This window comes from Deinococcus hopiensis KR-140, assembly GCF_900176165.1.
Taxonomy (GTDB): Bacteria; Deinococcota; Deinococci; order Deinococcales; family Deinococcaceae; genus Deinococcus; species Deinococcus hopiensis.
In genome coordinates this window covers 1,544,940-1,571,409 of the sequence record NZ_FWWU01000009.1, presented here as the reverse complement: position 1 = coordinate 1,571,409, position 26,470 = coordinate 1,544,940, and the positions used below count along the sequence as shown (strand labels likewise).

At 69.2% G+C, this 26,470-nt stretch carries 31 protein-coding genes; 8 read left to right on the top strand and 23 right to left on the bottom strand.

The window, feature by feature from the left end; all coding sequences use genetic code 11:
- Nucleotides 1-52 precede the first annotated feature (52 nt).
- Complete coding sequence (locus B9A95_RS21180; protein WP_084049086.1) at nt 53-1,120, top strand: LLM class flavin-dependent oxidoreductase; 1,068 nt, start codon at nt 53-55, stop codon at nt 1,118-1,120.
- On the opposite strand, the gene B9A95_RS21175 is transcribed toward B9A95_RS21180, so the two are convergent.
- From B9A95_RS21175 to ccsA, 8 genes are all read right to left on the bottom strand, one after another.
- The gene (locus tag B9A95_RS21175; RefSeq protein ID WP_084049085.1) at nt 1,112-1,603 is read right to left on the bottom strand and encodes a GNAT family N-acetyltransferase; all 492 of its coding nucleotides are present in this window, start codon (nt 1,601-1,603) and stop codon (nt 1,112-1,114) included. The genes B9A95_RS21180 and B9A95_RS21175 overlap by 9 nt on opposite strands.
- A 20-nt stretch (nt 1,604-1,623) precedes the next feature.
- The gene (locus B9A95_RS21170) at nt 1,624-2,187 is read right to left on the bottom strand and encodes a Rieske (2Fe-2S) protein (RefSeq protein ID WP_245808419.1); all 564 of its coding nucleotides are present in this window, start codon (nt 2,185-2,187) and stop codon (nt 1,624-1,626) included.
- Nucleotides 2,184-3,227, bottom strand: a complete 1,044-nt coding sequence (locus tag B9A95_RS21165; protein WP_084049084.1) for a c-type cytochrome — start codon at nt 3,225-3,227, stop codon at nt 2,184-2,186. The genes B9A95_RS21170 and B9A95_RS21165 overlap by 4 nt, the downstream gene beginning before the upstream one ends.
- Nucleotides 3,224-3,748, bottom strand: a complete 525-nt coding sequence (locus B9A95_RS21160; RefSeq protein WP_084049083.1) for a cytochrome c-type biogenesis protein — start codon at nt 3,746-3,748, stop codon at nt 3,224-3,226. Before B9A95_RS21160 ends, B9A95_RS21165 begins: the two co-directional genes overlap by 4 nt.
- Complete coding sequence (locus tag B9A95_RS21155) at nt 3,745-4,323, bottom strand: TlpA family protein disulfide reductase (protein ID WP_084049082.1); 579 nt, start codon at nt 4,321-4,323, stop codon at nt 3,745-3,747. The genes B9A95_RS21160 and B9A95_RS21155 overlap by 4 nt, the downstream gene beginning before the upstream one ends.
- Nucleotides 4,324-4,334: 11 nt before the next feature.
- On the bottom strand, nt 4,335-6,332 hold the full coding sequence (locus B9A95_RS21150) for a heme lyase CcmF/NrfE family subunit (protein ID WP_084049081.1): 1,998 nt from the start codon (nt 6,330-6,332) through the stop codon (nt 4,335-4,337).
- 10 nt (nt 6,333-6,342) lie between these two features.
- Nucleotides 6,343-6,801: a cytochrome c maturation protein CcmE gene (gene ccmE / locus B9A95_RS21145; RefSeq protein WP_084049080.1), complete on the bottom strand. Its 459-nt coding sequence runs from the start codon at nt 6,799-6,801 to the stop codon at nt 6,343-6,345.
- 108 nt (nt 6,802-6,909) lie between these two features.
- Entirely contained in the window at nt 6,910-7,620 is a 711-nt protein-coding gene (gene ccsA, locus B9A95_RS21140; protein WP_084049079.1) for a cytochrome c biogenesis protein CcsA, read from the bottom strand.
- Nucleotides 7,621-7,774: 154 nt separating this feature from the next.
- On the opposite strand from ccsA, the gene B9A95_RS21135 reads away from it, so the two are divergent.
- Entirely contained in the window at nt 7,775-8,494 is a 720-nt protein-coding gene (locus tag B9A95_RS21135; protein WP_084049078.1) for a hypothetical protein, read from the top strand.
- Nucleotides 8,495-8,688: 194 nt separating this feature from the next.
- Here the strand turns inward: B9A95_RS21135 and B9A95_RS21130 are convergent, their stop codons facing one another.
- From B9A95_RS21130 to B9A95_RS36370, 10 genes are all read right to left on the bottom strand, one after another.
- Nucleotides 8,689-9,321 (bottom strand): response regulator, encoded by a 633-nt coding sequence (locus B9A95_RS21130; protein ID WP_084049077.1) that lies wholly within the window; start codon nt 9,319-9,321, stop codon nt 8,689-8,691.
- Nucleotides 9,318-10,052, bottom strand: coding sequence for a hypothetical protein (locus tag B9A95_RS21125; RefSeq protein WP_084049076.1), 735 nt, complete (start codon nt 10,050-10,052; stop codon nt 9,318-9,320). Before B9A95_RS21125 ends, B9A95_RS21130 begins: the two co-directional genes overlap by 4 nt.
- Nucleotides 10,049-11,863, bottom strand: coding sequence for a sensor domain-containing protein (locus B9A95_RS21120; protein WP_084049075.1), 1,815 nt, complete (start codon nt 11,861-11,863; stop codon nt 10,049-10,051). The genes B9A95_RS21125 and B9A95_RS21120 overlap by 4 nt, the downstream gene beginning before the upstream one ends.
- 251 nt (nt 11,864-12,114) lie before the next feature.
- The gene (locus B9A95_RS21115; protein WP_084049074.1) at nt 12,115-12,900 is read right to left on the bottom strand and encodes a heme exporter protein CcmB; all 786 of its coding nucleotides are present in this window, start codon (nt 12,898-12,900) and stop codon (nt 12,115-12,117) included.
- 34 nt (nt 12,901-12,934) lie between these two features.
- On the bottom strand, nt 12,935-13,615 hold the full coding sequence (locus B9A95_RS21110; protein ID WP_245808418.1) for an ABC transporter ATP-binding protein: 681 nt from the start codon (nt 13,613-13,615) through the stop codon (nt 12,935-12,937).
- Nucleotides 13,600-14,283 carry a cytochrome c biogenesis CcdA family protein gene (locus B9A95_RS21105; RefSeq protein WP_084049073.1) on the bottom strand — a complete coding sequence of 228 codons (684 nt, stop codon included), beginning with the start codon at nt 14,281-14,283 and terminating at the stop codon, nt 13,600-13,602. The genes B9A95_RS21110 and B9A95_RS21105 overlap by 16 nt, the downstream gene beginning before the upstream one ends.
- Before the next feature lie 71 nt (nt 14,284-14,354).
- Nucleotides 14,355-14,675: a hypothetical protein gene (locus B9A95_RS21100; RefSeq protein WP_245808417.1), complete on the bottom strand. Its 321-nt coding sequence runs from the start codon at nt 14,673-14,675 to the stop codon at nt 14,355-14,357.
- A gap of 392 nt (nt 14,676-15,067) precedes the next feature.
- Complete coding sequence (locus tag B9A95_RS21095) at nt 15,068-15,367, bottom strand: hypothetical protein (RefSeq protein ID WP_084049072.1); 300 nt, start codon at nt 15,365-15,367, stop codon at nt 15,068-15,070.
- 199 nt (nt 15,368-15,566) lie between these two features.
- Nucleotides 15,567-15,875 carry a class I SAM-dependent methyltransferase gene (locus B9A95_RS36375; protein WP_281255885.1) on the bottom strand — a complete coding sequence of 103 codons (309 nt, stop codon included), beginning with the start codon at nt 15,873-15,875 and terminating at the stop codon, nt 15,567-15,569.
- On the bottom strand, nt 15,872-16,117 hold the full coding sequence (locus B9A95_RS36370) for a class I SAM-dependent methyltransferase (RefSeq protein WP_281255884.1): 246 nt from the start codon (nt 16,115-16,117) through the stop codon (nt 15,872-15,874). The genes B9A95_RS36375 and B9A95_RS36370 overlap by 4 nt, the downstream gene beginning before the upstream one ends.
- A 240-nt stretch (nt 16,118-16,357) precedes the next feature.
- On the opposite strand from B9A95_RS36370, the gene B9A95_RS34720 reads away from it, so the two are divergent.
- Both B9A95_RS34720 and B9A95_RS21085 read left to right on the top strand, forming a co-directional pair.
- The gene (locus B9A95_RS34720) at nt 16,358-16,567 is read left to right on the top strand and encodes a DUF4291 family protein (protein WP_212648364.1); all 210 of its coding nucleotides are present in this window, start codon (nt 16,358-16,360) and stop codon (nt 16,565-16,567) included.
- The gene (locus B9A95_RS21085; protein WP_212648363.1) at nt 16,560-17,024 is read left to right on the top strand and encodes a DUF4291 family protein; all 465 of its coding nucleotides are present in this window, start codon (nt 16,560-16,562) and stop codon (nt 17,022-17,024) included. Before B9A95_RS34720 ends, B9A95_RS21085 begins: the two co-directional genes overlap by 8 nt.
- Before the next feature lie 463 nt (nt 17,025-17,487).
- On the opposite strand, the gene ilvD is transcribed toward B9A95_RS21085, so the two are convergent.
- The 5 genes from ilvD to B9A95_RS21060 form a co-directional block, all read right to left on the bottom strand.
- A complete protein-coding gene (gene ilvD / locus B9A95_RS21080) occupies nt 17,488-19,182 on the bottom strand; it encodes a dihydroxy-acid dehydratase (protein WP_084049070.1) in 1,695 nt (564 codons plus the stop codon).
- 80 nt (nt 19,183-19,262) lie between these two features.
- Nucleotides 19,263-19,787 carry a hypothetical protein gene (locus B9A95_RS32570; protein WP_139806918.1) on the bottom strand — a complete coding sequence of 175 codons (525 nt, stop codon included), beginning with the start codon at nt 19,785-19,787 and terminating at the stop codon, nt 19,263-19,265.
- Nucleotides 19,788-19,799: 12 nt separating this feature from the next.
- Nucleotides 19,800-20,201: a penicillin-binding protein gene (locus tag B9A95_RS21070; RefSeq protein ID WP_170928736.1), complete on the bottom strand. Its 402-nt coding sequence runs from the start codon at nt 20,199-20,201 to the stop codon at nt 19,800-19,802.
- A 105-nt stretch (nt 20,202-20,306) separates the two neighbouring features.
- Complete coding sequence (locus tag B9A95_RS21065) at nt 20,307-22,721, bottom strand: transglycosylase domain-containing protein (protein WP_084049067.1); 2,415 nt, start codon at nt 22,719-22,721, stop codon at nt 20,307-20,309.
- Between the two features lie 84 nt (nt 22,722-22,805).
- A complete protein-coding gene (locus tag B9A95_RS21060; RefSeq protein ID WP_084049066.1) occupies nt 22,806-24,503 on the bottom strand; it encodes a long-chain-fatty-acid--CoA ligase in 1,698 nt (565 codons plus the stop codon).
- Between the two features lie 197 nt (nt 24,504-24,700).
- Here B9A95_RS21060 and B9A95_RS21055 point away from each other — a divergent pair, with 197 nt between their 5' ends.
- From B9A95_RS21055 to B9A95_RS21040, 4 genes are all read left to right on the top strand, one after another.
- The gene (locus B9A95_RS21055) at nt 24,701-25,243 is read left to right on the top strand and encodes a nucleoside deaminase (protein WP_084049065.1); all 543 of its coding nucleotides are present in this window, start codon (nt 24,701-24,703) and stop codon (nt 25,241-25,243) included.
- Nucleotides 25,244-25,394: 151 nt separating this feature from the next.
- A complete protein-coding gene (locus tag B9A95_RS21050) occupies nt 25,395-25,892 on the top strand; it encodes a DUF1999 domain-containing protein (RefSeq protein WP_084049064.1) in 498 nt (165 codons plus the stop codon).
- Entirely contained in the window at nt 25,892-26,116 is a 225-nt protein-coding gene (locus B9A95_RS21045) for a heavy-metal-associated domain-containing protein (protein WP_084049063.1), read from the top strand. The genes B9A95_RS21050 and B9A95_RS21045 overlap by 1 nt, the downstream gene beginning before the upstream one ends.
- Nucleotides 26,117-26,127: 11 nt before the next feature.
- Entirely contained in the window at nt 26,128-26,460 is a 333-nt protein-coding gene (locus B9A95_RS21040; protein ID WP_084049062.1) for a DUF503 domain-containing protein, read from the top strand.
- Nucleotides 26,461-26,470 lie beyond the last annotated feature (10 nt).

Below are 26,470 nucleotides of genomic sequence, written 5' to 3'. Positions count from 1 at the left end.
ATAAGGGAACATGCGGCTGTGCTCCGGCCTCTCCTTACGGCACAGTAGAAGCATGACCACGTCTCCCACCCCCTTCCAGCTGGGCCTCTACACCTTCGGGGACCTGACGCCGGACCCGGTGAGCGGCTTGACCGTCTCGCCCCAGCAGCGCGTGAAGGACCTGCTGGAGGAAGCCGAACTCGCCGATCAGGTCGGGCTGGACGTGTTCGGCGTGGGCGAGCACCACCGCCCAGACTACCTCGTGTCCTCGCCCCCTACGGTGCTCGCGGCCATGGCGGGCCGCACGCGAAAGATCCGTCTGACGAGCGCGGTAACCGTGCTGGGCACCGAGGACCCCGTACGCGTGTACCAGCAGTTCGCCACCCTTGACCTGGTTTCGGGCGGCCGGGCCGAGATTATGGTGGGGCGAGGGTCTTTCGCCGAATCCTTTCCCCTGTTCCTGGGCGGAATGCCCGCCGATTACGACGCCCTGTTTTCCGAGAAGCTGGACCTGCTGCTGCGGCTGCGTGCGCAGACGCAGGTAAGCTGGCAGGGCCGCACGCGCGCGCCTCTACGCGGCGAGGGCGTTTATCCCCGTTCGGTGCAAGATCCCCTGCCCCTCTGGCTGGCCGTGGGCGGCACGCCTTCCTCGGCGCGGCGGGCAGGGACGCTCGGCCTGCCGATGGCGGTGGCGATTATCGGGGGGCAGTGGGCGCAGTTTGGACCGTTCGCCGAGCTGTACCGCACGGCGTCGCAGGCGGCGGGACACGGTCCGGCGACCCCCTCCCTGGGGATCAACTCGCACGGTTACATTGCCCCCACCTCCCAGCAGGCGGGCGACGAGGCGTTTGGGCCACACGCGGTGGTCATGAACCGCATCGGGCGCGAGCGGGGCTGGGCCCCCATCACCCGGGCCCACTTCGAGGCGGAACGGACCCTCGGGGGGGCCCTCTTCGTCGGTGATCCCGAACAGGTGACGGAGAAAATTCTTGCCCAGCACGCCTTGTTCGGTCACCGGCGCTTCCTGATGCAGATGAGCGTGGGCACTTTTCCCCACGCCCAGATCATGCGCTCTATCGAGTTGTTCGGGACGGTGGTGGCCCCCGCGGTGCGGGCAGAGGTGGCGCGGCGTTTAGCCTGACATGATGGGCAACTCGTACCGCACGACGCGCAGGCCCTTCACTTCCACCTCGTCCACCCTCCGGAAGCCCGCATTCTCGTATAGCGCGCGGAGTTTGGGGCGGTTGGCCGCGGTATCCAGCCGCAGCCATGAACATTTTTTCCGGTGGGTTTGCTGTACGGCGTCCTCCAGCATCCGCGCTGACAGCCCCTGTCCCTGCGCGTCCGGGTGAACGCCGAGTTTGTGTAGGTAGCGCGCCACACCCGGCAGATCATCCGGCCAGAAGAGGGTGTCCGCGTCCAGCAACACGTAAGTGGCCACCGCCTGCCCGCCCTGCCACGCCACCCGCCAGCCCTGCGCTGGGTAGTGCCGCGAGAGGCGCTCGGGCGTGAGGCCCGTCGGCGTCCACAGCGGCTCACCCCGCTTGGCACGGTGCGTGGCGGTGGCGATCAGGACGCGGGAGGCGGCCTCCACATCGCTCCAGGTGAGGGTCAGCTCCGTCATGCCCGTCAACATAGCTCTGGCTATGTGCCGGCGGCAGGCGCAGCTTCGATGCCGGTGGCGTACACGTCGCCGCCCCGCACCTCCAGCCGCACGCGGGGCAGCGGCCTGTACGCCTTGCCGAACACGGCTTCTCCCGCCCGCAGCGGATCGAATACGCTGAAGTGGCACGGACAGCCCAGTTGTGGGTGCGGGTCGTTCTGCGGCGGGCGGTAGTTGTACGCGAACGCCAGCACCTCGGGGTCCCGCACGAGGTTCACCAAGCAGCCCAGATGGGTGCAGACGCGCGAGTAGGCCGCGTAGTGGACCCCCCCCACGCTCAGTCCCCCTGCAACGGGACGGGGAACGTGCAGGGCCACACAGGGCCGTCCCCCATAGGTGAAGGGCACCTCGGCCCAGTCCTGCGCCAGAGTCCCCGTGGTGGTCACCCGCACCGCCTCGCCCGGCTGAAAATCCGGTGCTCCGGCCTTGCGCTTGCCGAACGTCACCCGTGAGGCGTACCAGCCCATATACCCGAATGCGCCCAGCGTGCCCGCCACCGGCAGCGTCCACCAGCGCTCCAGCACCTCGCGGCGGCTGAGCCTCACGGCCCTTCCTTCTGCCAGCGCTCCAGCACGTCCAGCAGGGCTTTGAGTTCAGTGGGCTTCAGATTGGGAAAGGCGGGCATCGCTCCGTGCCCAAGCACAATGACGTTCTGCAGGCCCGCCCGCGTCAGGGTGGAGGCCCGCAGGCTGGGGCCGACCGCACCTCCCGCACCTTCCGGGCCGTGGCAGCTCGCGCAACTGGCGGCGTACACCCGCAGCCCCGGATCGTCCTCGTTTTGGCGGGCGCGAAGGGCGGTAATCATCTCGTCGGCGTCACGGCCCTGGGGATCGAGGGTCCGGTAGCGTTCCAGGGCCGTCAGGGCGTCTTTGTCCTGCCCGAAGCGGGCCAGCGCGAAGCCCAGCAGCAGCTGTGACTCGGCCTCGTTCGGCGCGAGTTGCGCGGCGGTGCGGATCAGGAGGAAGGCCTGCTGCGCGTCTTCGGGCTTGGCGGAGCGTCCGCCCTGATCAGGCCGGGTCAGCAGCAGGATGCCCAGCCGCCGCAGCGCCTCGGGTTGCCGGGCGTCGAGTTTCAGCGCGTTGCCGTAGGCCTGCACCGCCTGGTCATACTGTTCGGCACCAAAGGCCGCCTTTCCCCACGCCAGATACGCCGTCTGATCGCGCTTCGCCTCCGCTTGGCGGCGCAACTCGGGCAGCGAGAGGACGTTGCGGACCTTCTGCGCCTCGCCCGCAGAGAGGGAGGCCAGTTGCCAGCGGGGCACGAAAGTCAGCGCCCCGGCCACCGTAACGAGGGCGGCGAGGACGGCGCCAGCGAGGGCCATTGGGCGGGTGCGCCGTCCACTCCGGGGCGCAGGGGGCAGGGCGTCCAGCGCCCGCAGGGTCAGGGCCGCGCGGCGTTCCAGGTCCGGGCGGCGCGCCTCGTCCTCCAACGTGGCGAGTTCCCCATACAGCCGGTCTTGCTCGGCTTCCAACCGGGTGCGTTCCGCCGCGTCCGGGTCCGCCGGGGCCGAGGCCCGCAGCGGCTCCAGCACGAGGGCCAGCGACGCGAGCACCACCAGCGCCAGCAGCACCACGCTCAGGATCACGGGCCGCCCCCCACGTCAGGACCCCCGCGCCGCGTGTCCCGCTGCACCTGCGCCAGAAAGGGATCAAAGGGTTCTTCGGGTGTGGGTGCCGCTGGATTCCCCGCGTCCGGTTTTCTTTTCAACAAGCCCGCCAGCACCGCTCCTCCGGCCACCAGCGCCGCGAGTGGAGCTCCCCACAGCAGCAGGTTGCGGCCCTGCTTGGGCGGGTCCAGCAGCACGAAGTTGCCGTACCGCTGGGCGAAGTAGGCGTAGATATCTGCGTCCGTGCGCCCCACCGCCACCTGCTCGCGCACCGACGAGCGCATCTTGACGCTGATGTCGCTGCCCGATTCCGAGATCGACTCTCCCGTATCGCACAGCGGGCAGCGCAGGTTTTTCTGGATGGCGGCGGCGCGCGCCTCCTGCGCGGGGGTAAGCGGCGTGACGGGCGCAGCGGCCAGCGCGCCGCAGAGCAGCGTCACACCCACCGCGGACAGCAACCGCGCGAACGGCGAACGGCCAAAGGCCAAAGGCCGCCTCAAAGCCCCTCCACCCCGATCTTCGTCAGCCCCGCGTTCAGCCTCTCACGCGTCAGGCCGCCCCGGTCCATATGCTGCACGGTGCCGTTCTTGTCGATAAACACTGTCTCCGGGACGCCCGACACTCCGTAGTTCACCCCCGTATTGATGCCGGGGTCTTTCAGCGTCGGGTAGGCGAGGGCGTACTCGCGGATAAAGTCGCGCGCACTCTTCTCGCTCGTCTCCTGGAACAAGATGCCCACCACCGCCAGCCCTGCGCCCTGCCGCCCGCTGAGTTCGCGGAAAAGGGGCGCTTCCTCGCGGCACGGCCCACACCACGAGGCCCAGAAGTTCAGCACGACGGGGCGGCCCTTCAGCGAGGCGAGGCTGAGCTGCGTACCGTCCAGGCTCTGAAGGGTAAAGGCGGGCGCGGGTTTACCGATGAGCGGGCCGCCCGTCGTCGCCCCACGCGAGGGGCTGAGCAGGGCCGCGCCCAGCACGCCCACCAGCGAGGCCGCAATCAGTGGAGGCAGGAGCCGCCGCCACAGTGGGAGCGCAGCAGGGGAGGCGGTGGGGGAAGAGGAAGGCATCTCGGTCATGTTCGGTTCTCTCAATCGGTGGCCGGAGCCGCCTGAATGCTGGGCACGCGCACCGCCGCCCGGCGCGGAGGGAGCAGCGTGACGACTGCGCCCAACACCACGATCAGGGTGCCCCACCAGATCCACGACACCAGCGGGCTCTCGATCAGGCGCACGCTGGCCCAGCGCCCCTGCCCATCGGAAGCGGTGAGCACGAGGTAGGTGTCGCCCAGCAGCCCGTAGCGCACGGCGGGGGAGGGGAACGTGGCCCCGTCCGCCTGAATGTAGGTGTTGAGCCGCGCCTCGTAGGGCTGGCCATCGATCCTCACCCGGGCCACGGTGGATTTGCCGTAGGGCCGCGCCTCGCTCCGCACGGCTTCCAGCGCCAGCGATTCGTGCAGCAGGATGGTGGGCGTAGCCCCGGCGTTCAGCGTGGCCTGCGCGTCCTGCCGGTAGGCGCCCGAGAAGGCCAGCCCCAGCGCCATCACCACGAGGCCGCTGTGGGCGAGGTACGCGCCGTACCGCCGGGGCTGCTCGCCCACGAGGGCGGGGAAACTGCCGCCTCGCCCCGCTGCCCGCCGCTCGCGTAGAGCGCGGGCGGTGAGCAGCCCCAGACCGGCGAGGTTGTACGCGCCCAGCGCCACCGTGCCCAGCACGCCCCAGCCCCGTAGCCCAGCGGCAAACGCCACCAGCGCCGCCCCCATGCCCGAGAGCAGCAGCGGCCACAGCGCCCGCCACAGCGTCTGACCTTCTGCCCGCCGCCACGGCAGCAGCGGTCCCACACCCATCAGGAGCAGCAGGCCCAGCCCCAGCGGAATCGCAAAGGCGTTGTAGAAGGCCGGCCCCACCGAGGCGTCCCGCCGTCCCTGAACCGCCTCGACAATGGTGGGAAAGAGGGTACCCACCAGCACCATCACCGCGAACACCAGAAACAGCCAGTTGCCCGCCAGGAAGGCCCCCTCGCGGCTGAGGGGTGTGGGTGCCTCGGCCTCGTCGCGCAGGTGGGGCGCGCGCCACGCCGCCAGCCCGATGCCCAGGATCAGCAGGAAGGCGAGAAAGCCCAGAAACACCGGCCCCACCGGTCCACCCGCGAAGGCGTGAACGCTCTGGACGATGCCCGAGCGGTTCAGGAACGTGCCCAGCACTGTGGACGCATACGCCAGCACGATCAGCCACACGTTCCACGCGCGCATCAGGCCCCGCCGCTCCTGAATCTGAATGGAGTGCAGAAAGGCTGTGGTCAGCAGCCAGGGAATGAAGGAGGCGTTTTCCACCGGGTCCCAGGCCCAGTACCCGCCCCAACCCAGGGTCTCGTAGCTCCACCAGCCGCCCGCCACGATGGCCGCGGTGAGAAAGGCCCAGGCGATCAGCGTCCAGCGCCGGGTCACGACCACCCAGTGATCGGACAGTCGCCCCGTCACGAGCGCGCCCACCGCGTAGGCGAAGGGCACCGACAGGCCGACGAAGCCCAGGTACAGCAGCACCGGGTGAATGGCCATCATCCAGTGGTTTTGTAGGGCGGGATTGGGTCCACGCCCATCCACCGGCAGCGTGGCGAGCGGCGTGAAGGGACTCGCGACGCTGGCGCAGACGCCCACGAAAAACAGCAGGCTGGCGAACATCGCCCCCAGCGCCCAGGGCCGCAGCGCGTCGCGCCTCAGCGTCAGGCTGAGGATAAAGGCGTAGCCGGAGAGCAACCACGCCCACAGCAGGATGCTGCCCTCCAGCGCGGCCCAGAGGCCCGTCACCTTTACCCAGGTGGGTGAGACGCGCATGGAGTGTTCGGCCACGTAGCGTACGGAAAAGTCGTCGCGAAGCAGGGCCACCATCAGCGTCAGTACGGCCAGCGTGACGAGGGAAAAGACCGCCCACACCGTTCTCCGCGCCGCTTCCGTCACCCGCGCGTCTCCCCGCACGCCGCCGAGGAAGGCCAGCCAGGTGCCCAGGAGCGTAAAGGCCACCGCGCCCAGCAGCCCCAGTTGTCCCAGGGCGCCCAGGGCACTCGACGAAAAGGAAATCAGATTGAGCATCCCCGCTCCGTTACTTTTCCCGCTGCAAGAGGTCTTTCAGTTCGGCCTGCGTCTGCGGCACCTTGTATTCCTCGCTGTGCTTCACGATGAGTTCGGAAGCGTGAAAGGTCAGTCCCCGAAACTGCCCCCGCACCACGACGCCCTGGTTTTCCTTGAACAGATCGCTGACGGCTCCCTTGTACTGCACGGGAAAGGTCGCGCCGCCGTCGGTCACGTTGAAGTTCAGTTCCAGCGTCTGGGGGTCATACTTCACGGCCTTCACCAGCCCACCGATCCTCAGGGGGCGGCCCTCCAGCTGGGCCTGCTGCTGCTGGTATTCGGTGGGTGTCACGAAATACTCCAGGCTCTTGCCCAAGTTGGAAAAGGCGATATAGGCCGTCAGCGCCACGAGGGCCAGCACGCCCAGCACGGTGGGAAGCGGGTTGCGGCGACGCCGACGCGCGCGGGGCAGAGGGGCGTGCGCGGTCACTCCCGGTCCTCCTCCGACGTGCGCCGTAGGCGCAGCCACATCCAGGCGAGGTAGCCCAGCAGCAGCGCGAACGTCACCACGTACACCACCAAGACGTAGCCGCTGTACTTATCCACGGGCCACCTCCATGCCGGTCAGGTCTGCCATCAGTTCGCGTTCCTCACGCGCCTCTTCCCGCGCGGCCAGGATGGCGCGCACGCGCAACAGGTAGACGTACAGCAGCGTGAAGGCCGTCACGGCGGCCAGCAGCACCCAGCCGTAGATGGGAGCGGCGTCGAAGCGGATCTTGCCTAGCAGCTTTAGCGTCTGCGTCTGGTGCACGCCGCGCCACCACTCCACCGCCATGTAGTTCACCGGTACGTACAGGGTACCCACCAGCCCCACCACGGCCGAGACGCGGGCGCGGCGCTCGGGGTCGTCAATCAGGCTGCGGATCAGGAGGTAACCGCCGTACACCACGAGGCTCAGGGCCGTGGTGGTCAACCGTGCGTCCCACACCCAGTACACGCCCCAGGTCGGCTTGGCCCACAGCATCCCGCCCACAATGGTGACCACCGTGAACAGCAGGCCAATCTCGCCGCTGCTCATGGCGAGGCGGTCCCAGCGGCGCTGGCGGGTCACGAGGTACAGCAGCCCGAACAGGCCCGTGCCGCCGTAGGCGAGGTAGCTCAGCCACGCGCTGGGCACGTGGACGAAAAACAGCCGCACGAGCGAGCCCTGGTTGACGTCCAGTGGAGCGCGTAGGCCCAGGACCACGGCCGTCAGCAGGGCGAGGAGGGTGGCGGCCCCCAGCAGCGGCGTTACTCGGTCTCGTTTCATCTCGAACCTCATTCTGACCTGCTCGCCGCCGCGTCACCGTGAGCAGCGCAGAAGCAGGAAGCTTTCGTGCCCACAGGATCGCGTTTTTGATGCTGGCGGAACAGGTGCGAGTGTCCCCGCCCCTGATCACCGGTGTGGCGGGGTAGGGTAGGGCATGAAGTGCCCCCGTGCCCTGCTCCTGCTGGCCCTGGCCCTCGCGTCCGCCGCGGTCCTCGCTGCCTGCGCACCCTCGGCCACCTCTCCCGCTGCCCCGTTGCCAGACCCCGCCACCTACCGCCCGGCCGACGCGCCCGTCTCGGTGCCCGGCGTCGGGGAGGTGGGCCGCTGGATGATCACCCCTGCCCTCGTGCCCGCCACCTGGCTGGGGGAAAAGGTGGGGGGGCGGACGCTGCGTGAAGCGGTGAACGTGGTGCTGTTGGACCGGGCCGCCCGGACCCCTGGGGAGGCGAGCGCCCGCTTGCTCAGCGCCATGAAGGCGGCCGGATACGGACCAAGGGGTGGGCACTCCACCGGCTATTTCGGGGAGGTGGGCGGCCAGCTCTACCCCATGCTTCCCAGCGGAGCGGGCGAAGCGTTCAGCGACGGGCCCTTCTGGCTCCCCAACAACCACGGCCGTATCTTCGGCCCGGTGCCTGTGCCCGGCGGCTACGCCTGGACCGGGGCCTTCAGCCGCGAGGGTGTGCGCCTGTTGCCGCAACCGGGGCATCCGTACCGTTCGTTTCAGGTGGCGCGGGAGAATCTGGCAGATCGGCTGAATGCGGGCGGTCCGTTCAAACTCGCCGGGTACGTGGAAATGGGCTCAAGGCTCGACACGGTGGAGGAAACCACGGGTGATCACGATGGCCAGGCTGTGCTGCTCGTGGCGGGAGAGTAGGGCGGGGCGCCGTCTGTTCGTGCGCTCCGGCGCCAAGACCGCTTGGCGCGTGGATGCGTATGGCGAGAACACCTGCCGCGAGGACGGGGCCGCCCCGTCCTCGCCGCGGTCCAGCCCTGCACCCCTTTGTATTTCCTGGGATTGGGCCAATTCCTCACCCCGGCTGACGCGTCTAGCCCTCCCCTGATTCCCACCTACTCCAGCCCCACCAGCCCCTCGCGCAGGGCGAACAGCGCTGCCTGGGTGCGGGACGTGACGGCCAGCTTGCCCAGCAGGCTTGACACGTGCGCCTTCACGGTGGGTTCGCTGACCTCCAGGTCCCGGGCGATGACCTTGTTGGCGTGGCCCCGGGCGATGCGCTTCAGAATCTCCGTTTCCCGGGGGGTCAGCGTCTCCTGGGTGGCGGGGGCGCGCACTTCCCGCACCAGCCTCCGGGCCGCTTCCGGGTGCAGGCGCACCTCGCCCCGGGCGGCCGCGTGGATGGCTTCGAGCAGCACGTTCGACGAGGCGTCCTTGAGCAGGTAGCCGCAGGCCCCGGCCTCGACGGCCCCGATGACCTTGCTGTCGTCGAGGGCGCTCGTCAGGGCGATGATCTCCACTTCCGGGTGCTGGCGCTTGATCTCTCGGATGGCCGTGACGCCGTCCATCACGGGCATCAGGAGGTCCATGATCACCACGTTGGGCGGGTCCGCCGCCACCAGGGTCACGGCCTGCTGGCCGTTGCGGGCCTCGCCGATGACTTCAAGTTCGTCGTCCAGGCCCAGGTACATCCGCAGCCCCTGACGCACCACGTCGTGATCGTCCACCAACAGCACCCGTACCGTCATTCGCCCTCCACGCTCACCGCCACATCGCCGAGGTTCGCCTCGATGGTAAGGTCCACCCGCTGCGCCGCTTGGGCGTAGCCAGCCGAAGTGTACACGTCGCCTCGCCGGGTAAAGCCCTGGGGCATGGACAGGTCCCCCAGCCGCTGCCGCACCGTCACCCGAGCCGCGAGGCGGGTGGGCAGCACGACCGCCACTTCACCCAGCTTGCTGGCGATGTGGACGCGGTACTGGCCCCGGGCGGGCAGGATCACGCCGATGTCGCCCGCATGGCCCTGCAGCTTCAGGCGGCGCAAGGCAGCGTTGCGCAGGTTCAGTTTCATCTCGCCCACGTTCGACACCAGCGCCAACTCCGTGGGCATGGCCGGATTGAGGGCCAGGTCCAGCGTGCGGCGCTCCTGACCATTCCACGACAGCCACCATGGCACCCCCGGTCCGCGCCCCGGCGCCTGCAGTTCGTACACGAGGGGCCCTGTGGGCCTCAGCCGACGGACCAGACGGCCCGCCGCAGGGGTGGCCTGGGCGTCGAAAAGGTGCCCGGCTCCCGCCCGCGTGTCCACCCGCACATCGGCGGCGGGCACATGAATCTCCAGCTTGGCGACGCGCGACGTCCCCAGCGGCTCGGTGAGGGTCTGCGCGTGTGCGGCGCGCGAGGGGTCGACGGGCCGGGACGTGGCGTAGGCGAGGGTCAGGGCGGCGAGTGCCAGCAGCAGGCCGAGGGCAGCGCGTTTCATTTCTGTTCTCCTTGGAGGGACGCTCGGGTAAGGGCGAGTTCCCCGGCGGGCACCGTGACGGTGAGTCCTACGCCCGCCCCGGGGGCCGTTTCGAGGCGGAGCTGCCCGCTGACACCCTGCGCCCGTTCACGCATGGAGTGCAGCCCAAGGTGCCCGGGAAAGGAGGCGCGCGGATCGAAGCCCAGTCCGTCGTCCTTCACCGACAGGACCAGCGACGGGCCGCTCTGCCGCAGCGAGAGCCAGACCTCGCTGGCTTCGGCGTGCTTGACGGTGTTGTGCAGGGCCTCCTGCGCGATGCGAAACAGCGCTTCTTTAACGCTCAGCGCTGCGGAAGGCTCGCTTCCGAGGTCGGTGTGGACCTTCAACCGGTAGCGGGCGCTCAGGACGTCAGCCTGTTTGCCCAGGGCGGCCACCAGCCCTTCCTGTTCCAGCGACTCGGGGCGCAGGGCGAACAGCAGCGCCTTCATCTCGGCGGTGCCGCCCTCGGCGAGCGAGAGGGCGTACTCCATGGGCTCGGCGGCCCGCGCGGGGTCCCGGTCCAGCCAGCTGCGGGCGGTGCGCAGGCCCAGCGTCACTCCGTACAGCGCCTGGCTCACCGAGTCGTGCAGCTCGCGCGCCAGCCGCTGGCGCTCTTCGAGGCTGGCTTGTTCCTGCACCCGGGCGAACAGCCGGGCATTCTCCACCGCCACCGCCGCCTGATCGGCGAGCGCGCCCAGAAATTCCAGTTCCCGGCGGCTGGGTCCGCGTTCAGGGGTAAAGACGTCCAGCCGTCCCACGGGCACGCCCCGGTACACCAGCGGCAACGACGTGACGCCCTCCCAGGTCAGCAGGGGCAGAAAGGTGTGGACAGGGGCGTAGCGTTCGTCGCCCAGCCACACCCGCCGCGCGTCCGGCAGGGTGTGCGCCTGACCGAAGCGCAGTGCGTCGCCCAGCGGGGGCGCGTGCTGGTACACGTCCCGCAGACCAGCGGTGAACCCTCGCGGCAAGCCCCGGGCCGCACCGAGCTTCCAGGTTGGGCCACCCTCCCCGCCGGGTTCGAGGTGCCACACCGCAAAGGCTGCCGCGCCCGTGGCCTCCTGCGCCTGGGCGATCAGGGTGCCCAGGGTTTCTTCCAGCGATCCAGCAAAGGCGATGATAGACGCCGAGCGGCTCAGGGCCCGCACCTCCCGCCGGGCCTGCTGGCCGTCCTCGGCGTCGGCCAGCAGCGCTCCGGCCAGGCGACTCCAGATGTGGGCCAGTCCCCGCACCACCCCGGCCGTAAAGACGAGCACGCCCACTCCCGCCACCGGGAGCGCCGCGAGGCCCGGCAGGCTAAGGGTCCGGTGGCCGAAGACCAGGGCGTCGGCCCCCTCAAAAAAGGGTACCGACAGCAGGCCGAAGCTCAGGGACAGCAGCACCACCACGAGGGTGAAGGACGCCAGCCCGAACGGAAACTTGACGAGCAGGTACAGCAGCGCCTTCCAGGTGCCCACGTCGCCCAGGCGCTGAACAGCCCAGGGCCACCACCCATCGGTCGGCCGCGGGCGGGGAAAGCGGTGCAGGCGCACGCCCAGCAGCCGGGCGGCGAGGAGACGCTCGAAGTTGGCGGCGGCCAGGGCACCCACCAGCACGAGCAGCAGCAGCGGCAGCCCCACCCACACGATGACGAGCGAAGCGCCCAGCGCCAGCCCCACCGCGAGGGCGCAGAAGTAGGCCAGCCCCAGCGGAAACGACAGCAGCAGGTACAGTCCCTCGGCGTAGGTGCGGGGGCGCAGCAGATCGCTCAGCAGGCCGGGGCGGCGTGGACGGGGGGCAGGCAGGGTCTGGGTCAAGGTTGGGTCCTCGCCCCGACTGTAAGCCCGCCCCAGCGCAGCTGTCTTTGAACTTTAGTCGGGGGTGCCGCCCCATCGCCGGAGCGAAGCGTGGGGAAGGGCGTTCGGTCCAGCGTGATTCCCAGGACAGCGGCTCCGCTCTCCGCTGCCCCACAGGAGGAACAAACCGCGTCAAAGCTCCTGACGCTGCTGGTCCTCCTGACGCTCGGCGCGTCCTTGCCCTCATCCGTGCTCGCCCCGTCTGCCCTGCGCTACCCCTCCACGGCGAAGGGAAACAGCAGCGTCGCCAGGATAACCGTGCCCACGTCGAAGGCGGCCAGGAAGGTCAGCCAGGTGCCCACCTCGGGAGACCAGCCGCCGTCCAGCAGCAGGGCCGTGGCCTTTACGCTGGCGACCACCACGGGCACCAGGATAGGAAAGGCGAGGGCGGGCAGCAGCGCCTCGCGCGCCCGCAGATTGACCGTGATGGAGCCGTAAAACGTCGTGCTTGCCGCAAAGCCCACCACGCCGAGCAGGGTGACCGGCGCCAGTGCCCCCCACGCTACCGCCCGCCCCGTTCCCACCGCCCCAAACAGGATCAGCCCCGCCGGAAGCGTGAAGGCGGCCACCAGCAGCAGTGGCCCCAACACGCCCAGCAATTTGCCCAGGTACAGCGCTCCGTGCGGCCCTGGATACAGCGTCAGTTGCTCCAGCGCCCCCGCCTCCTGTTCCTGGGCGAAGGCGCGCTGTGCGCCCACCGCGGCGGCCAGGGCCAGCGCCGTCCACACCGCGCCCGACGCCACTCCAGCCGTCTGCGCCGCAGTCCGCGCCGCTGTATCGCCCCCCAGCGCCAGCCCCAACACCAGCAGCACCAGCCCTGCGAAAAAGGCGGTGGCGAGCAGTGTGTCGCGCGTGCGTCCGGCGACGCGCAGGTCCTTGAGGGCGAGGGTCAGGGCGGTGGTCACGGGTGTCCCCACCGCCGGGCGGTGCGGATCCGGCGGCGTGCGGTCCGCCGCGTGTGGGCTGTAGATGTGCGGAAGCGGCAGGCAAAAGCGCATGCCTCCCCAGGGCGTGGGCCGCGCGCCATCAGCCTCACGCCTCCTTCACCTGTCCCCCCGCCAGCCGCAGCGCCCGGGAAGCCACCCGCCGCGCAAGGTGGGGCTCATGCGCGGCGATCACCAGCGTGACGCCTCCTGCCGTGAGGTCCTCCAGCAGATCGAGGGTCAGCGCCCGCCCGGCGTCGTCCAGATTGGCGAAGGGCTCGTCCACCAGCGTAAGGGGCCGGGCCAGCAGGTGCGCGCGGGCGAGGGCCAGCCTTTTTCGCATTCCCGCCGACAGGAACCGGACACGGCGCGTGGCGGCCCGTTCCAGGCCCACCCGCCGCAGCGCCCTCACCACGTCGCCGCGTTGCCCATGCATCTTCAGGGCGAATTCCAGATTCTCCGCTCCCGTCAGGTCCGGGTACAGCCCGCCGTCCACAGGCATCAGGTGAACGTGGTCCCGCACCGCCCGCCCGTCGCGCAGGTCAAAGCCCATCACCCGCCCCTCGCCCCGCGTGGGCCGCAAGCCCGAGGACAGCAGGCGCAGCAGCGTGGTCTTGCCCGCCCCGTTCTCACCCAGCAGGGTCACGCCCTCCCCGGTGGGCACGTCCAGCGTCACGCCCCGCAGGATGACTTCGCGGCCCAATCTGAGCCACAAGTCACGCAGCTGAACGGCGTGAATGGAGGGCGGGACGTGGGCGAAGGGCGCCGCCGCGCCTATACCCTCATCCACGACGGCATCACCTCGTAAAACAGCGACGCCAACCGCGTGAACTGCCCCGCCGCCATCAGCAGGCCCACGGCGACGAGGATGGCCCCTCCCACCTTCTCGAACACGCCCGCATAGCGGTTGAGTCGCCTCAGGTTGACGCGGTGCCACAGCAGCGCGGCGAGCAGGAAGGGCACGGCCAGCCCCAGGGTGTATACGGCGAGCAGGCCCACGCCGGCCTTTAAGCTCGCGGAGCTGGCGGCCAGTCCCAGAATGCTGCCCAGCGTCGGGCCCAGGCAGGGACTCCAGCCGAAAGCAAAGGCCGCCCCCAGCGCCACCGGTCCGTACCCACCCGCGTCGGCCAGCGCGCGGGTGTCGCGCATCAGCAGGGGCAACCGCACCACGCCCAGCATTACCAGCCCGAAAAAGACGATCAGCACGCCTGAGAGGCGGCCCAGCAGCGCCTTGTGCGTGGTGAGCAGCGCGCCCAACCCGCTCGCGGTGGCCCCAAAGGCGATAAACACCAGCCCGAAACCCAGGATGAAGCCCAGCGCCCGCGCCATGGGAGCCCGCGCTCCACCCATCACGCCCAGGTAGCTGGGCACCAGCGGCAGCACGCACGGACTCAGGAACGAGATCAGGCCCGCGAGAAAGGCCACCGTGATCGGCGGGGCACCGGAGGGGGCAAGCATGGGCGGAGTCTAGCCCAGGGGAGGAAAGTGGGCCAGGGCGGGCGTCCCCGTGGTCTTTCCCAGTCTGGCTTTCAGATTGGGGACTGGTCCTGCGGTTCCTCGTCGGCCCGCCCACCCCCTTCTACCCACGCGCCGGCAGCCGTTCCGGTGGTTTCCCGACTGACGTGCTGGCGCAAGGGGCCCATCAGGTCCGCGAGGTGAACGCGCGTGACGCCCAGGGTGACGCGGCCCCGCAGGTACAGTGGATTGAGGCTGTGGGCGTCGCTGCGCTGCACGTCACGCAGAAGGACTGTGAAGGTGCGGCCCCCCTTCTCGAAGTGAACGCGGTCGGAGGTGCCGGGCATCCAGCGCAGGGTCAGGGGGGACAGGGCGGGGTGTGGAGTGGGAGACATGGAGGCCTCTTTTCTTACGGGCGCGTCATACCAACGCTGGGTAGGTACGAACACCTCAGTCAAGTCGAAGACGGGAGACGGGCAAACGGCCAGGGCGCTGCGGCAAAGCTCGGCGGGCGCCGCAGGAGAACGGGGGGACAGGCCAGAAGTGGGCAGAGGGGCCGGCAGCTCAGTTCTGCGCCTGTCCCTGCATGACCCCGGCGACGGCGCTCGGGTACCGCTCGGCCTGCATCAGGCCCACGTCTTGGGCGTCCCCGCGCAGTTCTGGGTCAGGTCGATGTCGCACCTCGTCGAGGCGAACTGGCGGACGGAGGCGCGGCTCATCTTGTCCATCGTGCGTGCTCCTTCAGGGGCGGAAAGTAGGGCAGGGGCGGTCAGGCCCGGCCTGGGACCTACCGTCTGGACCTGCCCTGAGGAGCGGCCTGCTGGGGAAAGGCCCCCAGGGCGGTCATGGTCTCGAGAATGACCTCGCTGATCGCCTGACGCGGCATTTCCGAGCCGTCGCACGACGCGATGACCGCGCTGCCGTCCTGGCGGCCCGCGTTGAAGACGTAGGTGGCCGACGCTCCCTCACCGGAGCAGGTCCAGAAAAAGTGCACCCCCTGGCGCTCCATCCGCTCCTGAGCGCCGCGCAACCCTGGGGGAACCAGGGCCCGCCAGCCGCCACGGATGGCGATCTCGTGTAGGTCCATCCCTCAGGGTACGCCACCACAGGGGCATGGGGCGGTCTGCCTATCGCCTATTGTCCCCCTCCTCGCCACCTGCCCGCCGCTCGGCCTCCCGTTCGCGCCGCCAGCGCCCGCAGCCGCACTTCGGGCCGCCACCCAGTTCTGTGTGTTCCAGAGGTGGTGGCGGGTCAGTTCGTCCGCCCGCGAGATCACGGTGCTCCGTTCACCCGGCGTGGAGCCAGCCACCCCTGCCCGAAGCCCTCCAGCCACGCGCGACGGGAAAGACCCACGGGTGCGTCAGTGCGGGCAGTCCCAGTTCGGCCAGCGCGCCCTCCACCGCCCGGCGCACCTCCAGCACGTTGTCCCCGCCGCCCATCTCCAGCGCCAGCCGTCCGGCAGGCCGCAGGGCGCGGGCCACCTTGGAAAAGACGCGGGGCAGCGGCTTCATCCAGTGCAGGGCGGCGTTGCTGAACACGGCGCCGAACTCTTGCTCGTAGGCGAGGTGGTGGGCGTCGACCACCTCGAAGGTCACGCCCCCGTGCTTTGCCCGCGCCCCGCGATCATCTCCGCTGAGGCGTCCACGCCCACCACCCGCGCGCCGGTCTCCGCGGTCTGCGCGCTGAGCTCGCCTGTGCCGCAGCCCAGGTCAAGAATGTGCTCGCCTGCCTGTGGCCCGGGCCAGCCCGTAACCAGGTTGCGGCCCGCTTCGAAGACGAAGGCGTGACGGTCGCGGTAGTGCCCGGCCCGCCAGTGGTCTGCGGTGATTTCGGTCATGGGCCTCTCTTCTGTTGCCACCGAAACAAAGAAAAACCCCGCCCAATAGAGGGCGGGTGCGTCGGTAGCAGGCTTCTGGCTCCGGCGGACCCCGGAGGAAAGAAGCGCAGTCAGCGGCAGCGTGGGGGCAGCGGGGAGACGGCCAAAGGTTCGGCGCGGGTCAGGCAAGCCTCCTGGCCGAGGGGCAGTCTCCGCCATTTCGCGCTGTGCCTGGCTGGGGCGTGCCTCCAGAATCCGGGGATGCACCTCCGCACCTCGCTCTTCCCGCAGCAGACCGTCCGTCGGCCGGACGAGGGCCGCCATATCCTCGCCCAGTTCGGCGCCGAGAGCGTGGTGGTCCATCAGGTGTACCGCTCCGCCACCGGCCACTTTGCCGCGCGGTATGGGCGCTTCGGCGGTAAGTACAGCTTCGCCCGCATACGTTGGATCGGCCCAACTTCGTGTGGATGATGTACCGCTCGGGCTGGGGACCAAGGAAAATCAGGAAGCGACGCTGGCCCTGCGGCTAAAGCGTGAGGGCTTTGAAGCAATGCTGGCGGAAGCGGTGGCCCCCAGCTTCGGCGCGTCCGGCTGTGCCACCCAGGAAGACTGGGCAGAGGCCGTGAAGCGCTCGGACGTGCGCCTGCAGTGGGACCCAGATCCCGCCCTGCAAAGACCCCCGGCGGTCCAGCTCAGCTTGCGCGGAGAGGCCCTGCGCCGCCTGAACGGCGCGTGGCTGCTGGACGTGGAGGACATCAGCGGCTTTGGGCGCGAACGGCGGACACGGTTCCTGAACGTGGACTGGCGCCCGCTCGGCAGCGTCTCCGACAGTTCACGCTCGGTCGGCTTGAATTGCACGGCCATGGCGGCGTACACCGCGCGCATTTGCCAAGCCTGCCCACCGGGCACGCGCGCGAGGGTTGCGTGAAGCGCTGATGGTCGGGCACGCGCACGGCCGCGTTGTCGGCACGCTCCCTCCCAGGGCGCTGTTCGTGGGGGCGCTCTCAGCGGCAATCCTGCCATCCTGTACCGGCGCGCCGCTCACATGCCCGGCACTTCCGCCGTCACTCCGCTTCTCGGCGCGCACGAAGCTGCCATCGGGGCACAGGTACAGCTGCACGGTGGTCTGCATGCAGCGCCACGCCGCCCACCGGCGCCTTTGTACCCCGCGGCCAGACATGCGGTCGCCGAGCTTCTTTCCCGCCGTGAGCGCCCGCCACTTTGCCGCTGGATTCTGGGGGACGGCCAGGACCGGGGTGCCCAGCGGGGCACAGCGTGGGGGATACAGATATTCCGGATACCGGCAGTGTACGCGCCGCCTGTACGGTCAATCACCCATAGAAAAGGGTGAGGCGGAAGATAAGCGCCTCACCCTTTCTCACCGGGAAGATTCAGTCCGTCACGGCCCCCTGCGCAGCGCTGCTGACCAGTTTCGCGTACTTTGCCAGCACGCCGCGCTTGTATCTGGGCTCGGGCGCCACCCAGGCGGCGCGGCGGCGCGCGATCTCCGCGTCGTCCACGTGCAGGGTCAGCTCGCAGGTCTCGGCGTTCAGCTCGATGGTGTCGCCCTCCTGCACCAGGGCGATGGGACCGCCCACATACGCCTCGGGGGCGACGTGGCCCACCACCAGGCCGTAGGTGCCGCCCGAGAAGCGGCCGTCGGTGATCAAGCCCACGCTGTCGCCGAGGCCCTTGCCGATAATGGCGGAGGTCGGCGAGAGCATCTCCCGCATCCCCGGTCCCCCTTTCGGTCCCTCGTAGCGAATCAATAGCACGTCTCCGGCGCGGATCTGGTCGCCCATGATCGCGCCCATGCACTCCTCTTCGGAGTCGAACACCCGTGCGGGGCCGGTGATCTTGATCTGCTTCAGGCCGCTGATCTTGGCGACGCTGCCCTCCGGCGCGAGGTTGCCGCGCAAAATGGCGAGGTGCCCCTGCGCATACAGCGGCTGGCTGTAGGGCAAGATCACGTCCTGTCCCTCTTCCGGCTGGTGCGGCTCGTCAGCCAGATTTTCGGCCACCGTCTTGCCCGTCACCGTCAGGCAGTCGCCGTGCAGCAGCCCGGCCGAGAGCAGCATCTTCATCACGCGCGGAATTCCGCCCACCGCGTGCAGGTCGGTCGCCACGTAGCGCCCACTCGGCTTCAGGTCACAGAAGATCGGGGTGCGTTCGCGGATGCGCTCGAAATCCTCCAGGCCCAGGGGCACGCCCGCGGCGTGAGCAATCGCCATCAGGTGCAGCACCGCGTTGGTCGAGCCGCCCACGGCCATCACCACCGTGATGGCGTTCTCAAAGGCCTCCTTGGTCAGAATGTCCAGCGGGCGGATGTCTTGCTTGATCAGCTCCAGCAGGGCGCGGGCGGAGTCGGCGGAGGAGGTGGCCTTTTCAGCGTCCACCGCACTCATGGTGCTGGAATACGGCAGGCTCATGCCCAGGGCCTCGAAGGCAGAGGACATGGTGTTGGCCGTGTACATGCCCCCACACGAGCCGTTGCCGGGACAGGCACGCTTCTCGATCTGCTCGAAGTCTTCGCGGCTGATCTTGCCTGCGCCGAACGCGCCCACCGCCTCGAACACCGACACGATGGTCAGGTCTTTGCCGTCGTAGTGTCCCGGCTTGATGGTGCCGCCATACACGAAGACGGCGGGGATGTTCAGCCGCGCCATGCCGATCATCGCGCCGGGCATGTTCTTGTCGCAGCCGCCGACCACGATTACGCCGTCGTGGCTTTGGCCCCGGGAAACCGTCTCGATAGAGTCCGCGATCACTTCCCGGCTGACCAGGCTGCACTTCATGCCCTCTGTGCCCATGGAGATGCCGTCGGATACGGTAATGGTTCCGTAGACCTGCGGCATCCCTCCGCCCTCACGAATGGCATCGGTAATGTGCCCGGCGAGTTCGCCCAGCCCGTTGTTGCAGGGCGTGATGTTGCTCTGCGCGTGCGCCACGCCGATGATCGGTTTCTCGAAATCGCCGTCCCCGAACCCCACAGCCCGCAGCATCGCGCGGTTGGGGGCGCGCTCGTCGCCCTGGGTGACGTGATGGCTGTTCCAGTTCAGTTTCTTCTTTGCGGTGGTGTCGGTCATGGGTCACGTTAGTGCATGGGCTGCGGGCGTGTGGCAGGTGGCGCAGACAGGGGAGGGCTGCGGGTTTGCCTCCACCCGCTTCAAAGTGGACGGCAAAGGAAGCCGAAGACGGTGGGCTCCCCCGGGAGGTTGATCATCAGGACCTGTGGCACAAGGCGGTTCCCCCCTGAGACCCACGCCTGCTCGCTGAGGGCCGTGACGTAGCGACCGCTGGGCATGAAGCGCGGGTGGTGCGAGTTCCTGCCCGGGCTGTGGCGCGGAGTGCGCTTTTTGCACCGCGACGAAGTGCAGGCGGAGTTCGGCGCCTCGAACTCGACTCTCCCCGCCGCGCGGGCTGAGCGGTCGGCCTGCGGGAAGAAGGTGTTCTCCTCCCCAGCGGGCGGCGCAGCGCGCACAGCTGCCCCAGTGGCCGCAGCAGGTGGGCCAGGAACGGTCTGCCCACGCGATACGGTCCTGTCGCCTCGCACGGTGGGCCTGCCGGAAAAGCCCCGGCGCAGCGCCGCCCAGTTCTGTGCTCCGAAGCAGTCCGTCACCTCGCCGCGCAGGCCAGGAAAGAGGTGCAGCGTAAAAATCCCTACCCGGGTGGTCCCCTCTTCACGCCGCAAGGCCGCTAGGGATCAGGACCCGGGCGTGATGCCCAGGTCTCCCCGGAACGTCCCTTCCCAGGCGTTCAGCACACGCCCGCCGCGCACCAGCAGCACCGCCGGATAGGTGCCCACGCGCAGGGCACGGGCAAAGGCGGTGGCCTCGGCGCCCCGCCAGACGTTGAGCCCGGCAGGCGCAGGGGCGGGCACGTCCTCGGCGTTCACGGCGCGCACCGGCAGTCCGGCGCTCATCACCGCGCCCCACAGTTCACCCAGGTCGCCGCAGTCGTGCGAGTACACCACGATCACCTCGCGCCCGGCCTCTGCCCAGGGATGAGCGGGCAGAGCCTCGCCCAGCCGCACCCGCGCTCCCGCGTCGGGCGTGCCCAGGGCCAGCAGGAGGGTCAGCAGGGGCGCGCGTTTCATCCCCGGCATGATGCGCGCCCCTGCCGCCGGGGTGGATGATAGGCCGGTGAGAGGCGGTGGCAGAGGCAGACGAAACCCCCAGCCGCAGCCGGGGGTCCGTGAAGAGGACGAGGCTCAGGGCGAGGTGTCGTCCTTGGGCGTGGGGGCTGGGGCCGTACCCGGCGCGCGCACAGCCTTGAGGGCCTGCGGGTCCGGCTGTTCGTCCTTGAGGGGAGCAGGGTTGGGGTCCGGCGAGTAGCCGGGCAGGGCCTCAATGTCCACCCGGCGCATCACGACGTTCTCAGGCGGCGTGAATTCAGTGGCGAGGCGGCCGGTGGTGCGGTCTACCGGCACCAGCGCGGTGCGCGGATCAGGCGCGCTGGGCGACCAGGCCACCTCGTTGTAGACGGTGGGCGCGGGGTCATCCTGCACGACCTGGGTCTGGTCGGTCTTGAACCTGGGGTCCAGCACCGCCATCTTCACGCCTGGCAGCCAGCCCGGGTCCGGGGCGTTCACATACAGGATGCCAGGCGGTTCCACGAACTTCGTGGGCGTCTTGCCGGCGTGGGCAAGTTCCATCATGCGCCGCCAGATGGGCGCGTTGACAAATCCCGAGTAGTAGGAGACGGGCATCTCGCCGCCCTGCTGTTTGCCCACCCATACGGCCCCGGTGTACAGGGGCGTGGTTCCCACGAACCAGAAGTCCTTGGGACCGTTACTCGTGCCCGTCTTGCCGCCGACCGGCCAGTCGCCGAACTTGGCCCGGCTGGCCAGCCCGCCCTGCGCCGGGGTCAGGTCGTTGACCACGCCCCGGATCATGTCCAGCCCCAGCCAAGCCACCTGCGGCGACCACACCCGCCTGGGTTTGGTGGGATCATTGGCCGCGTCGTACAGCACCTCGCCCCGGGCCGTGGTGACGCGGGCGATGTAACGGGGCGCGCGGTACAGCCCACCGTTCACAAAGGGCGCGTAGGCCGCCGCCATCTTGACCGGCGTGGTTTCCACCGCGCCCAGCGCCGCTGCCAGGCCGGTGCCGTCGTTTGTCTGCAGCCCCAGCTCGCGCAGCTTGCCGAAAAAGGTCTGCAGGCCGATCCGGTCGGCGAGGCGCACCGTGACCAGGTTCAGCGAGCGGTCCAGCGCTTCCCGGATGGTCATGCTGCGGTAGGTGGTATGGCCTTCGAAGTTCTGGGGGCTGTACACGCCGCCCTTGCAGCTGTCGCAGGGAAACGAGATGGGCTTGTCGTCCTCGCGGTGGTCCTCGGTCAGCCCGGTCGAGAGGGCCGTCGTGTACAGCAGCGGCTTGATGGTCGAGCCGATCTGCCGCTGGCCCTGCGCGGCATTGTTCCAGTCGGGGATTGGGCGTCCCGGCACGATTCGTTGGCCGACCATACCGAGTACCTCCCCGGTGTAGGGGTCGGTAATCACGGCTCCCAGCGTTGTCCCGCGCGGCAGCCCCTGCGCCGAGACCCCCTGTGCTTCCCGGCTGGCCGTTTCCACCGCGTCCTGAATCTTGGGGTCCAGGGTGGTGTAGACCCGCAGGCCGCCCGAGCCGTACACCTTCTCCCGTCCGAAGCGCCGGATCAGTTCCTGCTCCACCTGGCTGGTAAAGTGCCCCGCGCGGGTGGTGGTCACCGCCTTGAGTTCTTTGGCCGAGGGGTCCACGAGCTGCGCCGACGTGACGTTGCCCCCCGCGTCGTAGGTCACCTTCCACCCGCGTGGCTGCAACTTCTCGTGCCACGCGGCGTCGGCTTGAACCTGGGTGATCCACTTGTCTTCCACCATGCGCGCCAGCAGCGTCTTCATAACGGGCCGCACCTGTCCCTTGTAATCGCGGTAGCGGTTGGGGCTCGGGATCAGGGCCGTCAGGTACGCGCTCTCGGCCAGGGAAAGCTGCTTGGGCGTCTTGCGGAAGTACGCCTGCGCCGCCGAGTAGATGCCGTACAACTCCACCGGGCCGCCGTCCCCCCAGTAGATCGCGTTGAGGTAGTTGCGCAGGATCTCTTCCTTGGTAAAGGCGCGCTCCACCTGCACGCTCAGCAACCACTCCTTGATCTTGCGGTCCGGCGTTCTGGCCTGGTTGTACTCGTCGAGCAGCAGCGTGTTCTTGATGAGCTGGTTGGTTAGCGTCGAGCCGCCCTGGGCCTCCTCACCGCGCGCCAGGCGCTGAAACTGCCGCCCGATGCCGTAGGGGTCCAGCCCGTAGTGCTCGAAAAACCGCCGGTCCTCGTTGGCAATCAGCGCCGCGGTCATGAAGGGACTGATCTCGTCGAGCCGGACCAGCGTGCGGCTGATCTTCTGCTCGCCGATGGTAGGCACCAGGGTGCCCAGCGGTGTGCCGTCCCTTGCGTACACGCGGGTCTCGGCCCCCAGGCTGAGGTTGTCGAGCTCGCGGTAGTCGGGCAGCTCCCGCGTCCACTTGGTCACGTAGGTGGCTCCCACCCCGGCGGCGGCCACCCCTCCCGCCAGGAGGAGCGACGTGGTGAGTTTGAGAAATCTCAGGAACAAGGGCTGTCTCCCGGGAGGGGGCAGGAATGCGGCATACCCAGCCATGATAGAGCAGCCGTTTCGCGCCGAATGAGGCCGCGAGAACGCCCCGGCACCTGCGCGGCTCCCGGGGCGTGGGGAAAGGGGAGGTCAGCTCGCCGCCTTCTGCTCCCCCGCGGCCCGCGCCTCCTCCGCCAGCTGGCGGCGCAGCACCTTGCCCACCGCCGTCTTGGGCAGTTCGGGGCGGAACTCCACGCTGCGCGGCACCTTGTAGGGACTCAGCCCATTGCGGCAGTGGGCGACGATTTCGGCTTCCGTAACGCTCGCCCCCGGCTTGAGGGCCACCACGGCGTGGACGCTCTCACCCCGGTAGGCGTCGGGCACCCCCACCGCCGCCGCCTCCAGCACGGCCGGGTGGGTCATCAGCACCTCTTCCACCTCGCGCGGGTAGATGTTGTAACCGCCCGCAATAATCAGGTCCTTCTTGCGGTCCACGATGCGGAAATAGCCGCCCTCCTCCATCACCGCCATGTCGCCCGTCAGCAGCCAGGTCTGGCCCGCGTATTCGCGCAGCACCCCTGCCGTCTCGTCGGGTCGTCCCCAGTAGCCGCGCATGATATTGGGGCCCGAGACCCACAGCTCGCCCACCTCGCCGCAGGCAAGGGGTTGGCCCAACTCGTTCATCACCAGGGCGTCCATGCCGGGCACGGGCAGGCCGATGCTGCCCTCGCGCTGCTCGCCCGCAATCGGGTTGGTGTGGGTGATGGGGCTGGCCTCGGTGAGGCCGTAGCCTTCCACCAGATTCGCTCCGCCCGTGATTTGCCGGAACTGCCGCGCCGTTTCCAGCAGCAGGGGCGCGCTGCCGCTGATGCAGGCGCGGATGCTGGTCAGGTCATGCGCGGGCGTGTCGGGGTGGTTGTTGATCGCGTTGTATAGCGTGGGCACGCCGGGAAACAGGGTGGCGCCGCTCTCGGCGATCTGCGAGAGGACCATTTTAATGTCGCGCGCGTTGGGCACCAGCACGATGTTCGCTGCGATCAGCACGCTGAGGTTCATCGCCACCGTCATGCCGTACACGTGGAAAAAGGGAATGGCGGCCAGGCAGACCTCGGTGCCGGGCTGAAGGTCCGTCATCCACGCGCGGGCCTGCCCGGCGTTTGCCACGAGGTTCGCGTGCGTCAGCATCGCGCCCTTGGGCACGCCGGTCGTGCCGCCGGTGTACTGCAGCAGCGCCACCCCGTCGGGGTGAACCGTCACGGGGTGGGGCGTGGGGGCCTGGCCCTTGAGCAGTGCCTTGAAGCTGTACACCGAGCCGCCCGCCTTCACCCCCACCCAGCTGCCCTCTCGCCGCGCCTTGAGGGGATAGAGCACGTTCTTGGGAAAGGGCAGCGCGTCCTGAATCCCAGTCACGATCACGCGCTGCACAGGCACCCTGGCCGCCACCTGCGTGTAGCGCGGGTAAAACGTGTCCAGCAGGATCAGCGTCTCGCTGCCACTGTCGCGCAGCTGGTGTTCGAGTTCGCCCGGCACGTACAGCGGGCTGGTGTTCACCACCGTGGCCCCGGCGAGCAGCGCGCCGTAGAACGCCACCACGAACTGCGGGCAGTTGGGCAGCATGACGCTGACGCGTTCGCCGGGCTGCACCCCAATTTTTTGCAGTGCGGCGGCGAAGCGCAGCGCGTCTTCCCACAACTCGCCGTAACTGGTCACGGCACCCAGGAAGGTCAGCGCGGTCCGGTCCGCATACCCCTCGGCGCTGCGGCGCAACAGGTCCGGCAGCACGTCGTTGCCCGGCGCGAAGTCGCGCGGTACGCCTTTCTCGTACTGCTCCAGCCACGGTCTTGTCATCGCTCCTGTCGTTGGCACGGCCTTCCCCCTCCTCCAGCCGCTCACCCCTCGTGGGGCGGCGGGAACCACGCGAGCCGGGTGGCCCGTCTGAGTTATTGAACTGGGTTCAAGTATAAACGCAGTTCAAGGTTCACGGGTGTGGAGAACCTTGCCCTTACCTCACCGGACAGCTGGGGAGGGCGTGCCACACTGCCGCCATGCCTGCGCTTGATCCCGCTGTTCACCGTCCCCATCTGGAAGAAGCCCTGCGGCTGGCCCGTGAAGCCCAAGTGGCCGGAAGTGCGCCCGTCGGGGCGGTCCTCGTGGACGCCGAAGGCCGTGTGATCGCCCGGGGCCGCAACCGGGTGGGCGAGGCCCAGAGCCCCGAACACGTGGGGGCGGCCAGCGTGGCCCACGCCGAGATGGACCTGTTTTTCGCGCTGGGTAAGGTGCGGGAGGGAGCAGAACTCACCCTTTACACCAGCCTGGAACCCTGCTTGATGTGCGGTGGCGCGGCGGCCCTGCTCGGCGTGGGCCGCGTGGTGTGGGCCACCCACGATCCCTGGGGCGGCTCGGGCCGGCTGATCGCCTGGAGCGATCACCCCGCCATGCAGGACACCGACGTGGTGCCCTGCCCCGTGCCGGAGCTGGAAGCCGAGGGCGCACGCCTCTTTGCCCCCGAGGCCAAACGGGCCTTTCCCGAAGAAGGCTGGGCGCTGTGGCGCGGGCGCTACCCGGTGGAAACGGCCGAGGTGGAGTGAGGCGCGCTTGACCCTCTCCCCTGATGGGACCCGTCAGGTCTCTGCCAGCGGCCCTACAGGTCCGCAGACGAGCGCTTGGCTGGTACAGCCCGCTGAGCGCTGGGCCTGCGCTGGGCCCAACCGCCCACAGCTTCCACGCTACCCTGACCCCATGCGTTACCGCACCTTTTCCGAAGCCGACTACCCGGCCCTGCAGGCGCTGGACCTTGCCGCACAGCGCCACCTGGACCCCGCCTTCGATACCCTGCCCCAACGCGAGCGCGAGGGCCGCCTGAGTACCAGCCTCCCGGCCCTGAAGTTTTACGAGCGCAGCGAACACTCCTTCGTCGCGGGCGACGAGGCCGGAGAGGTCCAGGGCGCGGTTCTGGCGCAGCACGTCTGGCAGGGCGACCGGCCCATCGTCCTTGTGCGGACGGTGCTGCTGAGCCCTGAAGCTGGGCCTTCGGTCGCTTCTGGGCTGCTGCACGCCACCGTCAAGAGCGCCTACGATACGGCCGTCTACGAGGTGCATTTTGCCCTGATCCCCCAGTTGGTCGCGGCGGCCGGCGAAGAGGGCGCGCACGTGACGGGCCAATACGCCGTGCGCCACCTGGGCACGCGGGCGGACACGGCTCCTGGACAGCGTGTAGGCGCGGGAGGGGGGGCATAATGACCGGCATGACGAACAAACCCATCCGTGTGCTTCTCGGCGTGCGCGGCATGAACCGCGAATCCGGCGAGCGGGTCGCGGCCCACCTGCGCGGCCTGCCCGGCATCGCGCGGGCCACCCCCGACGAGGGCCAGATCGAGATTGACTACGACCCCAGCCAGCAGACCGTCATGGACCTCGTGCGCGCCGTACGCACGCAGGGCTTCCTGGCGGGAATGCTGTAGGGCGGGCGGGAATGGCCCTCGGGTATGTGGGCATCCTGACTGTGCGCGTCGAGATGCCCTGGGTGTCGAACCTCAAGGAAAAACGCGCCCTGGTGCGGCCCGTCGTCGAGCGACTCAAGGCCCGCTATCCCCTCACCGTCGCCCGCCTCGACGGCCTCAATGCCCACGACTGGGAGGTGCTGGGCGTCGCCACCCTGAGCAACGACTACGGCTGGGTGGAAGAAACCCTGCGGATGGCCGCCGACTTTATCGCCCGTGAGGGCGGGTACCGCGTGGCCTGGGAAGAAACCGATATCTCCGTGCTGGGCGGCGAGGAGGACGGCGGCGAGGAGGACGGTCTCTAGCGCCTACGGC

Coding starts and splice junctions, on each gene's coding strand:
- B9A95_RS21180 (WP_084049086.1), top strand. CDS start 53: ATGACCACGTCTCCCACCCCCTTCCAGCTGGGCCTCTACACCTTCGGG.
- B9A95_RS21175 (WP_084049085.1), bottom strand. CDS start 1,603: ATGACGGAGCTGACCCTCACCTGGAGCGATGTGGAGGCCGCCTCCCGC.
- B9A95_RS21155 (WP_084049082.1), bottom strand. CDS start 4,323: ATGACCGAGATGCCTTCCTCTTCCCCCACCGCCTCCCCTGCTGCGCTC.
- B9A95_RS21150 (WP_084049081.1), bottom strand. CDS start 6,332: ATGCTCAATCTGATTTCCTTTTCGTCGAGTGCCCTGGGCGCCCTGGGA.
- ccsA (WP_084049079.1), bottom strand. CDS start 7,620: ATGAAACGAGACCGAGTAACGCCGCTGCTGGGGGCCGCCACCCTCCTC.
- B9A95_RS21135 (WP_084049078.1), top strand. CDS start 7,775: ATGAAGTGCCCCCGTGCCCTGCTCCTGCTGGCCCTGGCCCTCGCGTCC.
- B9A95_RS21130 (WP_084049077.1), bottom strand. CDS start 9,321: ATGACGGTACGGGTGCTGTTGGTGGACGATCACGACGTGGTGCGTCAG.
- B9A95_RS21125 (WP_084049076.1), bottom strand. CDS start 10,052: ATGAAACGCGCTGCCCTCGGCCTGCTGCTGGCACTCGCCGCCCTGACC.
- B9A95_RS21115 (WP_084049074.1), bottom strand. CDS start 12,900: ATGCGCTTTTGCCTGCCGCTTCCGCACATCTACAGCCCACACGCGGCG.
- B9A95_RS21105 (WP_084049073.1), bottom strand. CDS start 14,283: ATGCTTGCCCCCTCCGGTGCCCCGCCGATCACGGTGGCCTTTCTCGCG.
- B9A95_RS21100 (WP_245808417.1), bottom strand. CDS start 14,675: ATGTCTCCCACTCCACACCCCGCCCTGTCCCCCCTGACCCTGCGCTGG.
- B9A95_RS21095 (WP_084049072.1), bottom strand. CDS start 15,367: ATGGACCTACACGAGATCGCCATCCGTGGCGGCTGGCGGGCCCTGGTT.
- B9A95_RS36370 (WP_281255884.1), bottom strand. CDS start 16,117: ATGACCGAAATCACCGCAGACCACTGGCGGGCCGGGCACTACCGCGAC.
- B9A95_RS34720 (WP_212648364.1), top strand. CDS start 16,358: ATGCACCTCCGCACCTCGCTCTTCCCGCAGCAGACCGTCCGTCGGCCG.
- ilvD (WP_084049070.1), bottom strand. CDS start 19,182: ATGACCGACACCACCGCAAAGAAGAAACTGAACTGGAACAGCCATCAC.
- B9A95_RS21070 (WP_170928736.1), bottom strand. CDS start 20,201: ATGCCGGGGATGAAACGCGCGCCCCTGCTGACCCTCCTGCTGGCCCTG.
- B9A95_RS21065 (WP_084049067.1), bottom strand. CDS start 22,721: ATGGCTGGGTATGCCGCATTCCTGCCCCCTCCCGGGAGACAGCCCTTG.
- B9A95_RS21060 (WP_084049066.1), bottom strand. CDS start 24,503: ATGACAAGACCGTGGCTGGAGCAGTACGAGAAAGGCGTACCGCGCGAC.
- B9A95_RS21055 (WP_084049065.1), top strand. CDS start 24,701: ATGCCTGCGCTTGATCCCGCTGTTCACCGTCCCCATCTGGAAGAAGCC.
- B9A95_RS21050 (WP_084049064.1), top strand. CDS start 25,395: ATGCGTTACCGCACCTTTTCCGAAGCCGACTACCCGGCCCTGCAGGCG.
- B9A95_RS21045 (WP_084049063.1), top strand. CDS start 25,892: ATGACCGGCATGACGAACAAACCCATCCGTGTGCTTCTCGGCGTGCGC.
- B9A95_RS21040 (WP_084049062.1), top strand. CDS start 26,128: ATGGCCCTCGGGTATGTGGGCATCCTGACTGTGCGCGTCGAGATGCCC.